We start from the raw sequence: 15000 nt of genomic DNA, 5'->3' as shown, positions 1-15000 counted from the left end.
GCACCACGCAAAACATGATATACACCCTGATATTCTTTCATTTTTTCCATCGCAATTACATCTTTCGGCTCTTGTACTACACAAACAACCGATTGATCCCTATGCGAATCGTCACAAATATAACAAGGATCGCGGTCAGTGATATGTCCGCACACAGAACAATACGCTAAATCTCGCTTTGCATTCACAAGCGCTTTCGCAAAACCTAGTACATCATCCTCTTTCATATCTAACACGAAGAATGCCAATCGAACCGCTGTTTTCGGTCCGATTCCTGGCAACTTCATAAAACTATCGATTAATTTTGATATCGGTTCTGGATAATGCATATATCAATATCCTCCTAGAACATTCCACCTGGTAAGTTCATGCCTTTTGTAAATTTGCCCATTGTAGAGTTTGAAAGTTCATCAACCTTTTTAAGTGCATCATTCGTTGCAGCTAATACTAAGTCTTGTAACATTTCGATATCTTCTGGATCTACAACTTCTTCTTTAATTTTCACTTCAAGAACTTGCTTATGACCATTTGCAATAACAGTAACCATTCCGCCGCCAGCTGTACCTTCAACTGTTTTTTCGCCAAGCTCTTCTTGCGCCTTCGCCATGTCTTTTTGCATCTTTTGCATTTGTTTCATCATATTATTCATATTTCCCATTCCGCCACGCATCATAATTAATTCCTCCTCATTATTATTACTCTTTTATTTCAATAAGTTCTTGCCCTACTAATTTTACAGCCTCTTCTATAAGAGGATCTTCTTTTTGTTCTGGGCTTTCTTCAGAATCCCCGCCTTCGCGTTGTAAAAAGTCTTCACGAATTTTACCCCATTCACTTTTTGGGATAGCAATCATATTTAACCTTTTACTTAACAATTCAAAAAGAGTTTGTTCCAATGTATCCATCGCTTCTCGATTTTCACTAGCCATTTTACAATGAATCTCATATTGAAATGCTAACACATAGGTATCATCCGAAGCCGCAACTGGTTCACTATTTTCTAATAAAACAGCAAATGCTACTTTGTTATGTGACTTGAGCCTTCCTAATAATTCGCCCCATACAGCTTTTAACTGTTCTAAATCTTGACGCTTCGCTTGCTTTAACACTTCATTCACACGTCCAACAGGAATTTTCATACTCCCTGTTCGTACCGGTTTTGGTGTTGCCCGCGTCTCTCTTACTTCCTGCTGCACACCAGCTGGCACGCCATTCTTTTTAACTTGCTCTAACTCTTTCTCCAACTGCTGCATCCTATTCATAATCGCTTGTAAACGATCTACGCCGTTTGCTTGCATCATAAACTGCTGACACAGTTGCACCATAACAACTTCCAAGAATATTCTTGGATGGTTTGTCCACTTCATCTCCTGTTGTCCCTTACTAAGGGTATGAATAATTTCATAGATTACTTCCGGTTGCATTTCTTCACTTAACGTACGGAATTGATCATCTACAATTACCCGTTCCAACATATGTTCTAATTGTGGTGAAGTTTGATATAAAAGCATATCACGATAGTAGTAAATGAAATCCTCCATAAAGCGAACTGGATCTTTCCCTTTACTCATCATCTCATCTATAATACGTAACGCTCTTGATACATCATTTTCACGTATACATTCTACCAGGTCACCCAAATATCGCTGAGATACAGATCCTGTTACAGCTAAAACATCTTCACTCGTCACCGTTTCATCACTATAAGAAATAGCTTGATCAATAAGACTGAGCGCATCACGCATACCACCTTCGGCGGCACGCGCTACGATTTGTAACGCTTCATCTTCTACTTGCGTACCTTCATTTGTCACGACCGTCGATAATCTCTCAACGATATCATTTACTGATATCTTTCGAAACTCAAAACGCTGACAACGCGAAATAATTGTAGCTGGAATTTTATGCGGTTCTGTTGTCGCCAGAATAAAAATAACATGTCCTGGCGGCTCTTCTAAAGTTTTCAAAAGCGCATTAAAGGCACCCATAGAAAGCATGTGAACTTCATCAATAATGTATACTTTATATCCTACAGCACTTGGAGCATATTTTACTTTATCTCTTATATCTCGAATTTCATCTACACCGTTATTTGAAGCCGCATCAATTTCTAATACATCTGAAATAGACCCTTGTGTAATTCCTAAACAAGAAGGACATTCATTACAAGGTTCAGCTACCGGGGCGTGTTCACAGTTAATTGCCTTTGCAAATACTTTTGCAATTGTCGTTTTCCCTGTTCCCCTCGGACCCGAAAACAAATAAGCATGTGAAGCTTTCTCTTGAAGAAGGGCATTTTGCAACGTTTTTGTCACGTGCTTTTGACCGACTACATCTTCGAATTTTTGCGGTCTCCATGTTCGGTATAACGCTTGGTATGACACGAAAATACGGCCTCCCTCAAAGGTTATTATCTTATTTATTATAACCCATTCTGTTTATAGATTCCAAAAGTTATTTTCCATACAAAAAACTCACCTTTATATAAAGGTGAGTTTTGTATACATATATAACTGCCGTGCACCTTCTGTCGATTACGTACCATAAGCGTTACTCAAGCAGTTAGCTCGGTTCAGGCACTCCTGCGGCACACGAGAAAACCCGCTTATTGCTGCTTCCTTCCGGACCTGACAAGGTTCACGGGGTCCCGTTGCGCAGGACCCAAACGTCAACACCACTTACTTAAGGCAGACCTTACAGCAACATAACCTCGAGAAGGGATTCAGCCTCGCTAGAGCGGATTGCGAGTATAGGGCACCGCTACCTCCCCGCTTAGCACGGCAAAGTTAAAACCAATATTCGGTTGCCTTGGATAAGGCATTATCAGTATAACTTGTTTTTTTACAAAATGCAAATACGTTAGTTACCATTACTTTTCTCTAGTTTTTTCACTTCTTTTCTTTTCTTACGAAGCTCCCTAAAAAAAATCGTTAACAACGTACCACATTCTTCTTCAAGTACACCAGGCACTACTTCACACTGATGATTAAAACGCTCATCAGTTAAAAGATTCATCAACGTACCTGCACATCCACCTTTCGGATCGCTCGCACCATATACAACCCGTTTTATACGCGATAAAACAATTCCCCCTGCACACATTGGGCAAGGTTCTAATGTTACATATAACGTTGCATCTTCTAAACGCCATGTCCCTAATTTTTTGCAAGCTTCATCAATAGCTAAGAGTTCGGCGTGAGCTATTGATCTCTGTTCAGTTTCTCTTAAGTTATGTGCGACACTAATCACTTCACCATCTAGCACAATTACAGCACCAATTGGTACCTCTTGTATCGCCTCCGCCTTCTTCGCTTCCTCTATTGCTAACTGCATAAAATATATATCTCGCTCCATAATATAGTCCTTTCACCAAAAATAAAATACACTTTTTCATTTCTTGCAGGTGGGATAACTTTTACAAATTCAATCCAACCTAAAGAAAAAAGAGAGGGAATTACATATGAAAAATACCGCCTTACTCATTATCGATATGATTAATGATTTTCAATTCTCCCACGGACCCATCCTGGCACAGAAATGTGAAATTATAAAGAACCCCATTTTACAATTAAAGGACACCATGAAATCGTTGGGCTATCCAATAATTTATGTCAATGATCACTATCAACTTTGGAGATCTGATATTGATCAACTTATCACCCATTGTACAAATGAGTATAGTAAAAATATTATCGAGGCCATTGCTCCGCATACTGACGATTACATTTTTATTAAACCACATTACTCTGCTTTTTATGAAACACCTTTGAATTCTTTATTAGGTTATTTAAAAATAGAAAATCTCATTTTAACAGGAATTGCCGGGAACATATGCATCCTTTTTACAGCTAATGATGCCCATATGAGAAATTATACACTTTATGTACCACGGGATTGCATCGCTTCTAATAACGAGCAAGATAATGAACATGCTTTAAAAATAATGGAAGCCACATTAAAGGCAAATATTGTACCGTCATCCCAAATAAAATTTAATTAATACATATCTATTTTCTAACTTTTTATATCAAATTAGTCCGCTCGCTCCCCTCTTGTGCTACAATAATTCTGTTTTGTGTTTTTAGTAGTCACGGTAAATCACTGATTGAAAGGAGGAAACAGCGTGACCGGAGTACCATTTATCACGGTTGAAGGACCAATTGGTGTTGGAAAAACTTCACTTGCGAAGGAACTTTCAACTCACATGCAACTCCACTTACTAAAAGAGATTGTTGATGAAAATCCTTTTTTAGGAAAATTCTACGAAGACATCGACGAATGGAGTTTTCAAACAGAGATGTTCTTTCTTTGTAATAGATACAAACAACTAGAGGATATTAACATAAAGTATTTGAATCAAAGAAAGCCTGTAGTAGCAGATTATCATATATTTAAAAATTTAATTTTTGCATCCCGTACATTAAAAGATTCTCAATATGACAAGTACATGCAAATTTATCGCATTCTTACGCAAGATATGCCTGTGCCAAATGTCATCGTTTATTTAACAGCGAGCCTAGAAACATTACAAAAACGAATTGCCATGCGCGGAAGAGAATTCGAAAAAAATATGGATCCAAATTACTTGCTACAGCTTACAAAAGATTACGAAACAGCAATGGATGCTTTCAAAAAGGACCATCCAGATATTCCAGTATTGAAATTTAATGGAGACGATATGGATTTTGTAAGAAATCCTGATGATTTAAATGTCATCTTATCAGCTCTTCAAAATACTCTCTTGAAGGAGTCGAAATAACAATGAATTTAAGGCAAAAATATGATATACCAAATGATGCAGTTATCACTATTGCTGGAACAGTAGGTGTCGGTAAATCAACTATGACAACTGCATTGGCTAACGCTTTAGGTTATCGTACATCTTTTGAAAAAGTAGATTCCAACCCATATTTGGGCAAGTTCTATGCTGATTTCACACGCTGGAGCTTTCACTTACAAGTGTACTTTTTAGCAGAACGATTTAAAGAACAAAAAAGAATTTTCGAATATGGTGGCGGTTTTGTTCAAGACCGTTCTATCTATGAGGACACTGGTATTTTCGCAAAAATGCATTACGAAAAGGGTACAATGACTGAAACTGATTATGAGACATACAAAGGGTTATTTGATGCTATGGTCATGACTCCTTACTTCCCTCATCCAGACTTATTAATTTACCTAGAAGGTTCTTTTGATGATATTGTCGATCGTATTCAAGAACGAGGACGTCCCATGGAGCAGCAAACACCAATTGAATATTGGAAAGAGATGCATGGACGTTACGATAACTGGATTAATAACTTTAATTCATGCCCTGTTTTACGATTAAACATTAATGAATACGATATTTTAAAAGATGGCGATTCAATCGAACCAATCATTAAAAAAATTGGACATTTTTTAAAACAAACACGTAAACTTGTAAAATAAAAAACCCGTGCATATGCACGGGTTTTCCTATGAAATTACTTTTTCTTTTTTGTCGGAGCAATAATTTCACTCTCTGGCTTTCCAGCATTAATACGCTGACGAACAGTACTCGTACTAATATCATATGTTTCAGCAATCTCTTTAACAGTCAATTCTTTCCCATTAATTACTGCTGTTAGTAATTTCCCTGTACGTTTTGGAGTTACTTCTTTTTGCACAGCTGGTTTTTCAGCTTCTTTTGGTACCTCTACTTTTTTTGCAACCTGTTTTACATCACAAGTGCAACCACAAAGTTTACGGAATGTATCATCACTTATAATGCGCGACACATTTGCACCACTGTTTAAAATTCTATTGTTCTTACAGACAGGACATTGTACATAATATAAAGTTTTTCCATCTAAAGGAAACGTTTGTATAATAAGATCCATGTTAACTCCTTTCATATCTATGAAGATAATCATCGGAATATGAGTGTGTAATAAGGACACTATATCCTTACATCATACTTTATGATTGGTTTTAAAATAAAAACTCGTTACGTGTTGGTAACGAGTTCTCCAATCTCCACTTATATGCGCTGTTGTCAATTATATCTGGAGGAGGTAGAGGGATTCGAACCCCCGCGCGACTCTCGCCGCCTGTCGGTTTTCAAGACCGATCCCTTCAGCCAGACTTGGGTATACCTCCGTATTGACATCAAATATAATATCAAAAGAAAAACAGTTAGTCAACCCTACTATAATAAATTATGAGGAAAGGGGAATTTTACTTCCCCTCTCCTTTATGACACTGCTGACAACGTCCATAATTACCAATCACTCATACCGATGAATGTTTTAACTTATTTAATAACTGTTTTTCCTCCCATATAAGGGCGAAGAACTTCTGGAATTATAATTGTACCATCTTCTTGTTGGTAGTTCTCTAAAATAGCTGCCACTGTACGTCCAATTGCAAGACCAGATCCATTTAGTGTATGAACATGTTCCGGTTTACCATTTGGCTCACGACGGAAACGGATATTCGCGCGTCTCGCTTGGAATGCCTCAAAATTACTACAAGAAGAAATTTCACGATATGTACCATAGCTTGGAATCCATACTTCAATATCGTATTTCTTCGCTGCTGTAAATCCTAAATCTCCTGTACACATGCTCATAACGCGATATGGCAACTCTAATAATTGTAACACGCGCTCTGCATCATTTGTTAATTTTTCTAACTCTTCGTAAGAATCTTCTGGTTTCACGAACTTCACAAGTTCAACTTTATTAAATTGATGTTGGCGAATTAAACCACGTGTATCACGACCAGCTGAACCTGCTTCAGAACGGAAGCATGAGCTAAACGCAGCATATCGTATCGGCAATTGCTCTTTACTCACAATCTCATCACGATGCATATTCGTTACAGGTACTTCAGCTGTTGGGACTAGGAAATAATCTTCACTTTCAATACGGAATGCATCTTCTTCAAACTTCGGAAGTTGTCCTGTTCCTGTCATACTTGCACGGTTTACCATATAAGGAGGCAATACTTCCTCATATCCATGCTCATCAGTATGAAGGTCAAGCATAAAGCTAATCAAAGCACGTTCTAATCTTGCACCAGCACCTTTGTAAAATACAAATCGGCTTCCTGTTACTTTCCCAGCACGTTCAAAATCTAAAATCCCTAAATCAGTAGCAAGGTCCCAATGTGGTTTTGGCTCATAAGTAAATTCTTTCACTTCTCCCCAAGTACGTGCTACTACGTTATCATCCTCTGTTTCACCTATTGGAGCAGATTCATGAGGGATATTTGGGATAGATAGCATTAATCTTTCTAAATCTTCTTCAACTGTACGAAGCTCATTATCAAGATCTTTTACTTTTTCCCCAACTTCACGCATTTCTAGAATTAGAGCTTCCGCATCTTTCTTTTCACGCTTTAATACTGAAATTTGTTGAGATACTTCGTTACGTTTACTTTTTAATTCTTCTGTTTGAACAAGTAGCTCTCTTCTTCTCGTATCAAGTTCTTCAAAGCGACCAAAATCCGTTAAATCTTCGCCTCTATGCTGTAATTTTGCTTTTACTTCTTCAAAATTCGTACGTAAAAATTTAATATCAAGCATTATATACTCCTCCTTTTATTTTATAAAACACAAAAAACTCCCGTCCCTATACAAAGGGACGGGAGTTAACCCGCGTTGCCACCCTAGTTGAAAGCATTACCGCTTTCCTCTCAAGTAGAAATAACGGCTCTTCACCGGGAATGTTTACTAATCAAAAGATATTCCACATTCCATTCCAGGATGGATTCACAAACTGTTTCTATCGATTTCCACCAACCATCGACTCTCTATAAGAAACAACATTTGTTACTACTTCCTATCAACACGCTTATTTTATAAAATTGTTATCATCAATTTACTATAATCTTATACAAGTTGCAAGTTACTTATACAACTTTTTTCATTTTCGCTTCTTTTACCATTTCTACAAAGTATGCTGTTACACGATGATCATCCGTTAATTCCGGATGGAAAGAAGCAGCTAAAAACGGCCCTTGCCTTACCGCTACCATTCGCTCGCCATGCGTAGAAAGTACTTCAACATCATCAGCTACATTTACAACATACGGAGCACGGATAAATACACCAACAAAGTCTTCTCCCACACCTTTCATTGAAAGTGCAGCTTCAAAACTATCTTTTTGGCGTCCGAACGCATTGCGCTCAACCGTAATATCCATAGCACCAATATGTGCTTCTTCATAGCCAATAAGTGTTTTCGCAAGAAGAATCATTCCTGCACATGTACCAAACATTGGTTTACCAGACTTCGCAAATGTACGAAGAGGCTCCATGAAAGCATACTTATCAATAAGACGGCGCATTGTTGTACTTTCACCGCCTGGTAAAATAAGACCATCAATCTCTTCAAGTTGCTCTACACGCTTTACAACAACAGCTTCTGCACCACTTGCCTCAACTGATTTTACATGCTCACGAACTGCACCTTGAAGGCCTAGTACACCGATTTTCACCATTTTAAAGATCTCCTTTAATTACCATCCACGCTCTTGCATGCGTTGTTCTGGTAATAACGTTGAAATTTCGATACCTTTCATTGCATTACCTAATCCTTTAGAAAGGCTTGCAATTAGTTCGTAATCTTCATAATGAGTCGTTGCTTCAACGATTGCACGTGCAAATTTCTCTGGGTTCTCTGATTTGAAGATACCAGATCCAACAAATACACCATCAGCACCAAGTTGCATCATTAACGCTGCATCTGCTGGTGTTGCTACACCACCTGCTGCAAAGTTTACAACTGGCAGGCGACCAAGGCGTTTAATTTCAAGTAGTACTTCATAAGGAGCACCAGTATTTTTTGCATATGTCATTAACTCATCTTCACGTAGACTTGCAACTTGACGGATTTCTGCATTGACTTGGCGCATATGACGCACTGCCTCTACAATGTTTCCTGTTCCAGGTTCACCTTTTGTACGAAGCATAGCTGCACCTTCTGCAATACGACGTGCAGCTTCTCCGATATCGCGGCAACCACATACAAACGGAACTGTGTAATCACGTTTATTTAAATGGTATACTTCATCAGCAGGAGTCAATACTTCACTCTCATCGATATAGTCTACCCCTAATGATTCTAATACACGTGCTTCTACAAGGTGACCGATACGACATTTTGCCATAACCGGAATTGATACAGCACCCATAACTTCTTCAACAATTGTTGGATCTGCCATACGAGAAACGCCACCTGCTGCACGAATATCTGCAGGTACACGCTCTAATGCCATAACAGCAACTGCACCTGCCTCTTCTGCAATCCTTGCTTGCTCGGCGTTAACTACGTCCATAATAACGCCGCCTTTTTGCATTTCTGCCATTCCACGTTTTACACGTTCTGTCCCTGTTACATTTGTCATGTACAAAAACCCCCCTAGGTGAATTGCTTTCCCCCGTTAAAGAAGAAAATTAAGAATACTCTTACATTCTACCACTAACTATCTGATGCTTGTCCACTACTTTTTCATAAAGTCGGTATGAAAAATAGGAATAAGAAAAAGCTCCTACAATGAGGAGCTTTTAAAACCAACCTTTTACTGTATCAACAGCACTATTCCACATACCACTAAAGAAAGAACCAATTCCGCGCATAGAACGTGTGAACCAGCCTGCCTCTTCTACTTCAGATTTTGTTATAAGGTCTACTTGTAATGATTTTCCTGATAAAAATCCAGGATCATTACTATCTTTAGACGTTACAACCATTTGGCCAAGTGTAACTCCCTTTTTCATAGGTGCCTCTTGTCCCTTATTTCCTTCTTTAAATTCTGTTTTATAAACGTCTTTACTTCCCTTTGGCACCGGAAGTGAAACAGCTTGCTTCGTTTGAACTGCTACATCTTTATCTTTCGCATTTTCAACTCTTACTGTTTCTTTTCCTTTAACCGAAGAACCTTTTTCATACATTTTCTTCATTTCAAAGTTAGCAAAGCCATAATCATATAATTTCTTTGTCTCATCAAATCTTGCCGTGTGAGATTTTGTTTTAATAACTACAGAAATGAAACGCATACCATTTCTTTCAATCGTACCAGTGAAACAATCTCCTGCTTCTGGAGTTGATCCTGTTTTCAGACCATCTACGCCTTCGTATTCCTTAATTAACCCTTTTAACATCCAGTTCCAGTTAGGCATTTCGATCCGATCCGGAGTACCTTCACGGAATACTTTTTTTGAAATTTTTGCTATGTCTAATGTTTTAGGGAAATCTTGAATAAGACGTTGTGCTAAAATTGCTACATCTCTCGCAGACATTTTATTTTCTTCATCTGGAGTTGTCCCTTCAGGATGGTGTCCTTTTAAATCTTTGTTCGTTAAGCCCGTAGAATTTACAAACTTATAATTTTTTAATCCTAACTCTTTCGATTTATCATTCATCATTTTTACAAAGTCTACTTCTTTTCCAGCAACTGCTTCAGCTAACGCTATCGTTGCACCATTAGCAGAATAAATTGCCATTGCTTCGTATAGCTCTTTTACTGTATAAGATTCACCATTTCGTAGAGGCACGTTCGATAATGAACGATCTTGCGAAATGTTATACGCATATTCGGAAACCTTAACTTTTTGATCCCATTTTAGTTTCCCTTTCGCAATAGCCTCGTTCACTAGGTATTCACTCATCATTTTTGTCATACTAGCAATTGATAATAACTCATCTGCATTTTTTTGATATAAAATCTTCCCAGAATTCGCTTCTACTAAAATTGCCGCACCTGCTTCAATGTTTAAAGCGGCTCCTGTTTCTGCTGATGCATTGCTATATGGTACAAGCATGCTACAAGCTATTGTAAGCACTGTTACCAACGCAATGAATCTTTTGCAAAACATACCTTTCACTTTTGCTACCCCCAATATCTATGTACTCACATAACCGTTATTCTAACATAATCAAAAAAAAATAGACAGAGATATCAAATCTCTGTCTATTTGTATATAAGACATTATAATGAGTAGTTTGGAGCCTCTTTTGTAATCTGTACGTGATGAGGATGGCTTTCACGTAAACCTGCACCTGACATACGAATGAACTGTGCATTCTCACGTAAGAATTCTAAATTCTGCGCTCCGCAATATCCCATACCTGCACGTAATCCACCAACTAATTGATGAACTGTATCTGCTAAAGGTCCTTTATATGGTACGCGTCCTTCAATACCTTCAGGAACAAGTTTTTTGTTTCCTTCTTGGAAGTAACGATCTTTACTTCCTTTTTCCATCGCTCCCACAGAACCCATACCACGATATACTTTAAATTGGCGACCTTGGTAAATTTCAGTTTCTCCAGGGCTTTCAGCAACGCCAGCAAACATACTACCTAGCATAACAACGTGTGCTCCTGCTGCTAAAGCTTTAACCATATCACCAGAGTACTTAACACCGCCATCAGCAATAACTGGAATACCGTGTTTACGAGCTTCTGTTGCACAATCATAAACTGCTGTTAATTGTGGTACACCAACACCAGCTACAACACGCGTTGTACAAATAGAACCTGGTCCAATACCAACTTTAACTACGTTTGCACCAGCCTCAATTAATGCTTTCGTTGCTTCAGCTGTAGCAACATTTCCAGCGATAATATTTAGTGCTGGATATTTCGCACGAACTTCTTTTACCTTTTCAATAACACCTTTAGAATGCCCATGAGCTGTATCAAGTACAATTGCATCTACGCTAGCTTTTACTAATGCATCGATACGAAGCATAGCATCAGCCGTTACACCAACAGCTGCTCCAACTAATAAGCGTCCTTGCTTATCTTTAGCAGAGTTTGGGAATTCAATTACTTTTTCAATATCTTTTATTGTAATAAGCCCTTGTAATACACCGTTATTATCAACAAGAGGGAGCTTTTCAATTTTATACTTTTGTAGGATCTTTTCAGCTTCTTCCAGTGTAGTACCAACTGGAGCTGTAATTAACTGTTCTTTTGTCATTACGTCAGAAATTTTGATTGAGTAGTCTTGGATGAAACGCATATCACGGTTTGTAATAATACCAACTAATTTTCGCTCATCTAAATTATTTACAACTGGTACACCTGAGATACGATATTTTCCCATAAGATGTTCTGCATCATATACTTGATGTTCTGGAGTTAAGAAGAAAGGATCTGAAATAACGCCGCTTTCAGAGCGCTTTACTTTATCAACTTGCTCTGCCTGTTGTTCAATAGACATATTCTTATGAATAATTCCTAAACCGCCTTGGCGAGCCATTGCAATAGCCATGTCAGCTTCTGTTACTGTATCCATTCCTGCACTAATTAACGGGATGTTTAACTGTAAGCTTTCAGATAAAACTGTTTTAACACTTACTTCTCTTGGTAATATATCTGACCTCGCTGGTACAAGTAATACATCATCAAAAGTCAAACCTTCTTTAACAAATTTAGATTCCCACATAATTGTTCCCCCCATGATACCAGAAATTATTATTAGTAGCTTATCAATTGGTTAAAATACTGTCAAGGACGTATATATATGTTAGAATTTTTAGACAATAAAAGGAGCGTAATATATGCATCAAACACATTGTACTTGGCAGCAATTAAGTTTCTTCTTTTCATCTCAAAATGTACAACGTTATCTTGCCCGTTGTTATGAAAAATCCTCGATTCAGGATGCCGAAAAAAAAAGTTTTGAAAATTGTTATCCATTTATTTATTACTTAGAACACGGTAAAAATTATTATGAATTATATAAAACAGCACCATTTTCCATTCAACCAATGCTGTTATTTTATGGAATGGGGCAACTTTTTAAAGCTTGTTTATTAACTATTAATCCAAACTATCCAGAATCAACAACCGTTTTAGCACATGGAGTGACAACCCGTAAACGAAAAAAACAAGGATATCAATTTTTAGAAGATGAGGTGAAAATACAGAAAAACGGACTATTTACTCACGCTGCAGAACAACTGTTTCACATGAAACACTTGGAAACAGAAAAGTTTAATATGTTAGAGCTAATGGGAAAAATCCCTGAGTTACAACATTTATTTCGCTATAGTCAAAAAGGAACAACATTATATAAAATCGATTCAACAAATAAAAATGAGCTCTCCTTTTCAGTCAACATACTAGATCGACTACATATGACTAAAGAGAGATTTTCTCGTTACATCGAAACAGCTTGTAAGCATTTATCAATACAACACGTACCTGAGAAAAATAATGAATTAAATGTGTTTTTTTCAGCACCTATTCAATCATGGAATCCTATGTATAGCACACCTTTATACTACGAGTATCTTGCTGACACTTATTATTTACCACTTACGAACGACCCTAGAAACTCTAAGCCAGTGTTGCCTGAGCTCCTTGTTCATTATTTATTGCTCTATAATTTAAGCATGATTTCGAGGTATGAAACAGATTGGTGGTATGACTTACTTGGAAGCTATGGATCTGAAGATTATCCATTTATTTATCAGTTTCTCAATATTTCTGCTCAAAAAATCCCTTACTATATTTCAGCATTTTTATTAACGGAATCCAACCTATTTCATGGGAAATAAAAAAAACACAAGTCAAAAGACTTGTGTTTTTAGCTTGCTTGGCGACGTCCTACTCTCACAGGGACAAGGTCCCAACTACCATCGGCGCTAGAGAGCTTAACTTCCGTGTTCGGTATGGGAACGGGTGTGACCTCTCTGCCATCATCACCAAACTATGAAGGTATATTCCTTCAAAACTAGATAACATTTGCTTCATATTATATGGTTAAGTCCTCGATCTATTAGTATTCGTCAGCTCCACATGTCACCATGCTTCCACCTCGAACCTATCAACCTGATCATCTTTCAGGGATCTTACTAGCTTACGCTATGGGAAATCTCATCTTGAGGGGGGCTTCATGCTTAGATGCTTTCAGCACTTATCCCTTCCGCACATAGCTACCCAGCTATGCCCTTGGCAGAACAACTGGTACACCAGCGGTGCGTCCATCCCGGTCCTCTCGTACTAAGGACAGCTCCTCTCAAATTTCCTGCGCCCACGACGGATAGGGACCGAACTGTCTCACGACGTTCTGAACCCAGCTCGCGTACCGCTTTAATGGGCGAACAGCCCAACCCTTGGGACCGACTACAGCCCCAGGATGCGATGAGCCGACATCGAGGTGCCAAACCTCCCCGTCGATGTGGACTCTTGGGGGAGATAAGCCTGTTATCCCCGGGGTAGCTTTTATCCGTTGAGCGATGGCCCTTCCATGCGGAACCACCGGATCACTAAGCCCGACTTTCGTCCCTGCTCGACTTGTAGGTCTCGCAGTCAAGCTCCCTTATGCCTTTGCACTCTACGAATGATTTCCAACCATTCTGAGGGAACCTTTGGGCGCCTCCGTTACACTTTAGGAGGCGACCGCCCCAGTCAAACTGCCCACCTGACACTGTCTCCCGGGTCGATAAGACCCGTAGGTTAGAATTTCAATACAGTCAGGGCGGTATCCCACCAGCGCCTCCACCGAAGCTAGCGCTCCGGTTTCAATGGCTCCCGCCTATCCTGTACAAACTGTACCAAAATTCAATATCAGGCTACAGTAAAGCTCCACGGGGTCTTTCCGTCCTGTCGCGGGTAACCTGCATCTTCACAGGTACTATAATTTCACCGAGTCTCTGGTTGAGACAGTGCCCAAATCGTTACACCTTTCGTGCGGGTCGGAACTTACCCGACAAGGAATTTCGCTACCTTAGGACCGTTATAGTTACGGCCGCCGTTTACTGGGGCTTCAGTTCAGAGCTTCGCTTACGCTAACCCCTCTCCTTAACCTTCCAGCACCGGGCAGGTGTCAGCCCCTATACTTCGCCTTACGGCTTCGCAGAGACCTGTGTTTTTGCTAAACAGTCGCTTGGGCCTATTCACTGCGGCTTTCCGTTAAGAAAGCACCCCTTCTCCCGAAGTTACGGGGTCATTTTGCCGAGTTCCTTAACCAGAGTTCTCTCGCACACCTTAGGATTCTCTCCTCGCCTACCTGTGTCGG

Annotated in this window: 14 protein-coding genes, 1 tRNA gene, 2 rRNA genes, 1 other RNA gene and 1 other annotated feature (2 of these 19 running past the window's edge); of the genes, 4 read left to right on the top strand and 14 right to left on the bottom strand. The window is 38.9% G+C overall.

Translation table 11 applies throughout. The features are described from left to right. From recR to tadA, 5 genes are all read right to left on the bottom strand, one after another. On the bottom strand, positions 1 to 329 hold the 5' portion of the coding sequence (gene recR, locus MHH59_RS00135) for a recombination protein RecR (RefSeq protein WP_002009629.1). The gene continues 268 nt to the left of window position 1, outside the view; the window shows 329 of its 597 coding nt (coding positions 1–329); it begins with the start codon at positions 327 to 329; the stop codon falls past the left edge of the window. A gap of 14 nt (positions 330 to 343) precedes the next feature. Further along, complete coding sequence (locus MHH59_RS00130; protein ID WP_170935248.1) at positions 344 to 670, bottom strand: YbaB/EbfC family nucleoid-associated protein; 327 nt, start codon at positions 668 to 670, stop codon at positions 344 to 346. Between the two features lie 25 nt (positions 671 to 695). Next, positions 696 to 2384: a DNA polymerase III subunit gamma/tau gene (dnaX, locus tag MHH59_RS00125; protein ID WP_002130739.1), complete on the bottom strand. Its 1689-nt coding sequence runs from the start codon at positions 2382 to 2384 to the stop codon at positions 696 to 698. 132 nt (positions 2385 to 2516) lie between these two features. Further along, positions 2517 to 2781, bottom strand: an RNA gene (gene ffs / locus MHH59_RS00120) — signal recognition particle sRNA large type. A 78-nt stretch (positions 2782 to 2859) separates the two neighbouring features. After that, on the bottom strand, positions 2860 to 3354 hold the full coding sequence (gene tadA / locus MHH59_RS00115; protein WP_002029304.1) for a tRNA adenosine(34) deaminase TadA: 495 nt from the start codon (positions 3352 to 3354) through the stop codon (positions 2860 to 2862). A gap of 106 nt (positions 3355 to 3460) precedes the next feature. Between tadA and MHH59_RS00110 the strand changes: the two genes are divergently transcribed. The 3 genes from MHH59_RS00110 to MHH59_RS00100 all read left to right on the top strand — a co-directional run bounded on the left by MHH59_RS00110 (position 3461) and on the right by MHH59_RS00100 (position 5430). Then, a complete protein-coding gene (locus tag MHH59_RS00110) occupies positions 3461 to 4000 on the top strand; it encodes an isochorismatase family cysteine hydrolase (RefSeq protein ID WP_002130738.1) in 540 nt (179 codons plus the stop codon). A gap of 123 nt (positions 4001 to 4123) precedes the next feature. Further along, entirely contained in the window at positions 4124 to 4759 is a 636-nt protein-coding gene (locus MHH59_RS00105; protein WP_002009621.1) for a deoxynucleoside kinase, read from the top strand. A 2-nt stretch (positions 4760 to 4761) separates the two neighbouring features. Further along, the gene (locus tag MHH59_RS00100) at positions 4762 to 5430 is read left to right on the top strand and encodes a deoxynucleoside kinase (protein ID WP_340850747.1); all 669 of its coding nucleotides are present in this window, start codon (positions 4762 to 4764) and stop codon (positions 5428 to 5430) included. A 35-nt stretch (positions 5431 to 5465) separates the two neighbouring features. On the opposite strand, the gene MHH59_RS00095 is transcribed toward MHH59_RS00100, so the two are convergent. The 7 genes from MHH59_RS00095 to guaB all read right to left on the bottom strand — a co-directional run bounded on the left by MHH59_RS00095 (position 5466) and on the right by guaB (position 12420). After that, positions 5466 to 5861: a DUF3797 domain-containing protein gene (locus MHH59_RS00095; RefSeq protein ID WP_002029297.1), complete on the bottom strand. Its 396-nt coding sequence runs from the start codon at positions 5859 to 5861 to the stop codon at positions 5466 to 5468. Between the two features lie 166 nt (positions 5862 to 6027). Continuing rightward, positions 6028 to 6120, bottom strand: a tRNA-Ser gene (locus MHH59_RS00090). Positions 6121 to 6274: 154 nt separating this feature from the next. Further along, positions 6275 to 7549, bottom strand: a complete 1275-nt coding sequence (serS, locus tag MHH59_RS00085; RefSeq protein ID WP_340850746.1) for a serine--tRNA ligase — start codon at positions 7547 to 7549, stop codon at positions 6275 to 6277. Between the two features lie 51 nt (positions 7550 to 7600). Continuing rightward, positions 7601 to 7821 (bottom strand) — a binding site (T-box leader). A 54-nt stretch (positions 7822 to 7875) separates the two neighbouring features. After that, a complete protein-coding gene (gene pdxT, locus MHH59_RS00080) occupies positions 7876 to 8466 on the bottom strand; it encodes a pyridoxal 5'-phosphate synthase glutaminase subunit PdxT (protein ID WP_002130736.1) in 591 nt (196 codons plus the stop codon). Between the two features lie 18 nt (positions 8467 to 8484). After that, on the bottom strand, positions 8485 to 9372 hold the full coding sequence (gene pdxS, locus MHH59_RS00075) for a pyridoxal 5'-phosphate synthase lyase subunit PdxS (RefSeq protein ID WP_002009615.1): 888 nt from the start codon (positions 9370 to 9372) through the stop codon (positions 8485 to 8487). Between the two features lie 160 nt (positions 9373 to 9532). After that, positions 9533 to 10843, bottom strand: a complete 1311-nt coding sequence (locus MHH59_RS00070; protein WP_133058330.1) for a D-alanyl-D-alanine carboxypeptidase family protein — start codon at positions 10841 to 10843, stop codon at positions 9533 to 9535. A gap of 113 nt (positions 10844 to 10956) precedes the next feature. Beyond that, the gene (gene guaB / locus MHH59_RS00065; protein WP_002107266.1) at positions 10957 to 12420 is read right to left on the bottom strand and encodes an IMP dehydrogenase; all 1464 of its coding nucleotides are present in this window, start codon (positions 12418 to 12420) and stop codon (positions 10957 to 10959) included. A 115-nt stretch (positions 12421 to 12535) separates the two neighbouring features. Here guaB and MHH59_RS00060 point away from each other — a divergent pair, with 115 nt between their 5' ends. After that, on the top strand, positions 12536 to 13537 hold the full coding sequence (locus MHH59_RS00060) for a YaaC family protein (protein WP_002130734.1): 1002 nt from the start codon (positions 12536 to 12538) through the stop codon (positions 13535 to 13537). 36 nt (positions 13538 to 13573) lie between these two features. Here MHH59_RS00060 and rrf read toward each other — a convergent pair. Together rrf and MHH59_RS00050 are read right to left on the bottom strand one after the other, a co-directional pair. Further along, positions 13574 to 13689, bottom strand: a 5S ribosomal RNA gene (rrf, locus tag MHH59_RS00055). Positions 13690 to 13738: 49 nt separating this feature from the next. After that, positions 13739 to 15000, bottom strand: a 23S ribosomal RNA gene (locus tag MHH59_RS00050) (it continues 1660 nt past the right edge of the window).

Origin of the sequence: Bacillus sp. FSL E2-0195 (assembly GCF_038003645.1) — a bacterium.
In the GTDB taxonomy this organism is placed as follows: Bacteria; Bacillota; Bacilli; order Bacillales; family Bacillaceae_G; genus Bacillus_A; species Bacillus_A mycoides.
This window is presented reverse-complemented; position numbering and strand designations above follow the sequence as displayed.

Excerpts from the sequence above, each read along its gene's own strand:
- MHH59_RS00100 (WP_340850747.1), top strand. The coding sequence starts at position 4,762 with ATGAATTTAAGGCAAAAATATGATATACCAAATGATGCAGTTATCACT.
- MHH59_RS00070 (WP_133058330.1), bottom strand. The coding sequence starts at position 10,843 with ATGTTTTGCAAAAGATTCATTGCGTTGGTAACAGTGCTTACAATAGCT.
- serS (WP_340850746.1), bottom strand. The coding sequence starts at position 7,549 with ATGCTTGATATTAAATTTTTACGTACGAATTTTGAAGAAGTAAAAGCA.
- pdxT (WP_002130736.1), bottom strand. The coding sequence starts at position 8,466 with ATGGTGAAAATCGGTGTACTAGGCCTTCAAGGTGCAGTTCGTGAGCAT.
- guaB (WP_002107266.1), bottom strand. The coding sequence starts at position 12,420 with ATGTGGGAATCTAAATTTGTTAAAGAAGGTTTGACTTTTGATGATGTA.
- MHH59_RS00130 (WP_170935248.1), bottom strand. The coding sequence starts at position 670 with ATGCGTGGCGGAATGGGAAATATGAATAATATGATGAAACAAATGCAA.
- pdxS (WP_002009615.1), bottom strand. The coding sequence starts at position 9,372 with ATGACAAATGTAACAGGGACAGAACGTGTAAAACGTGGAATGGCAGAA.
- MHH59_RS00060 (WP_002130734.1), top strand. The coding sequence starts at position 12,536 with ATGCATCAAACACATTGTACTTGGCAGCAATTAAGTTTCTTCTTTTCA.
- tadA (WP_002029304.1), bottom strand. The coding sequence starts at position 3,354 with ATGGAGCGAGATATATATTTTATGCAGTTAGCAATAGAGGAAGCGAAG.
- MHH59_RS00110 (WP_002130738.1), top strand. The coding sequence starts at position 3,461 with ATGAAAAATACCGCCTTACTCATTATCGATATGATTAATGATTTTCAA.
- MHH59_RS00095 (WP_002029297.1), bottom strand. The coding sequence starts at position 5,861 with ATGGATCTTATTATACAAACGTTTCCTTTAGATGGAAAAACTTTATAT.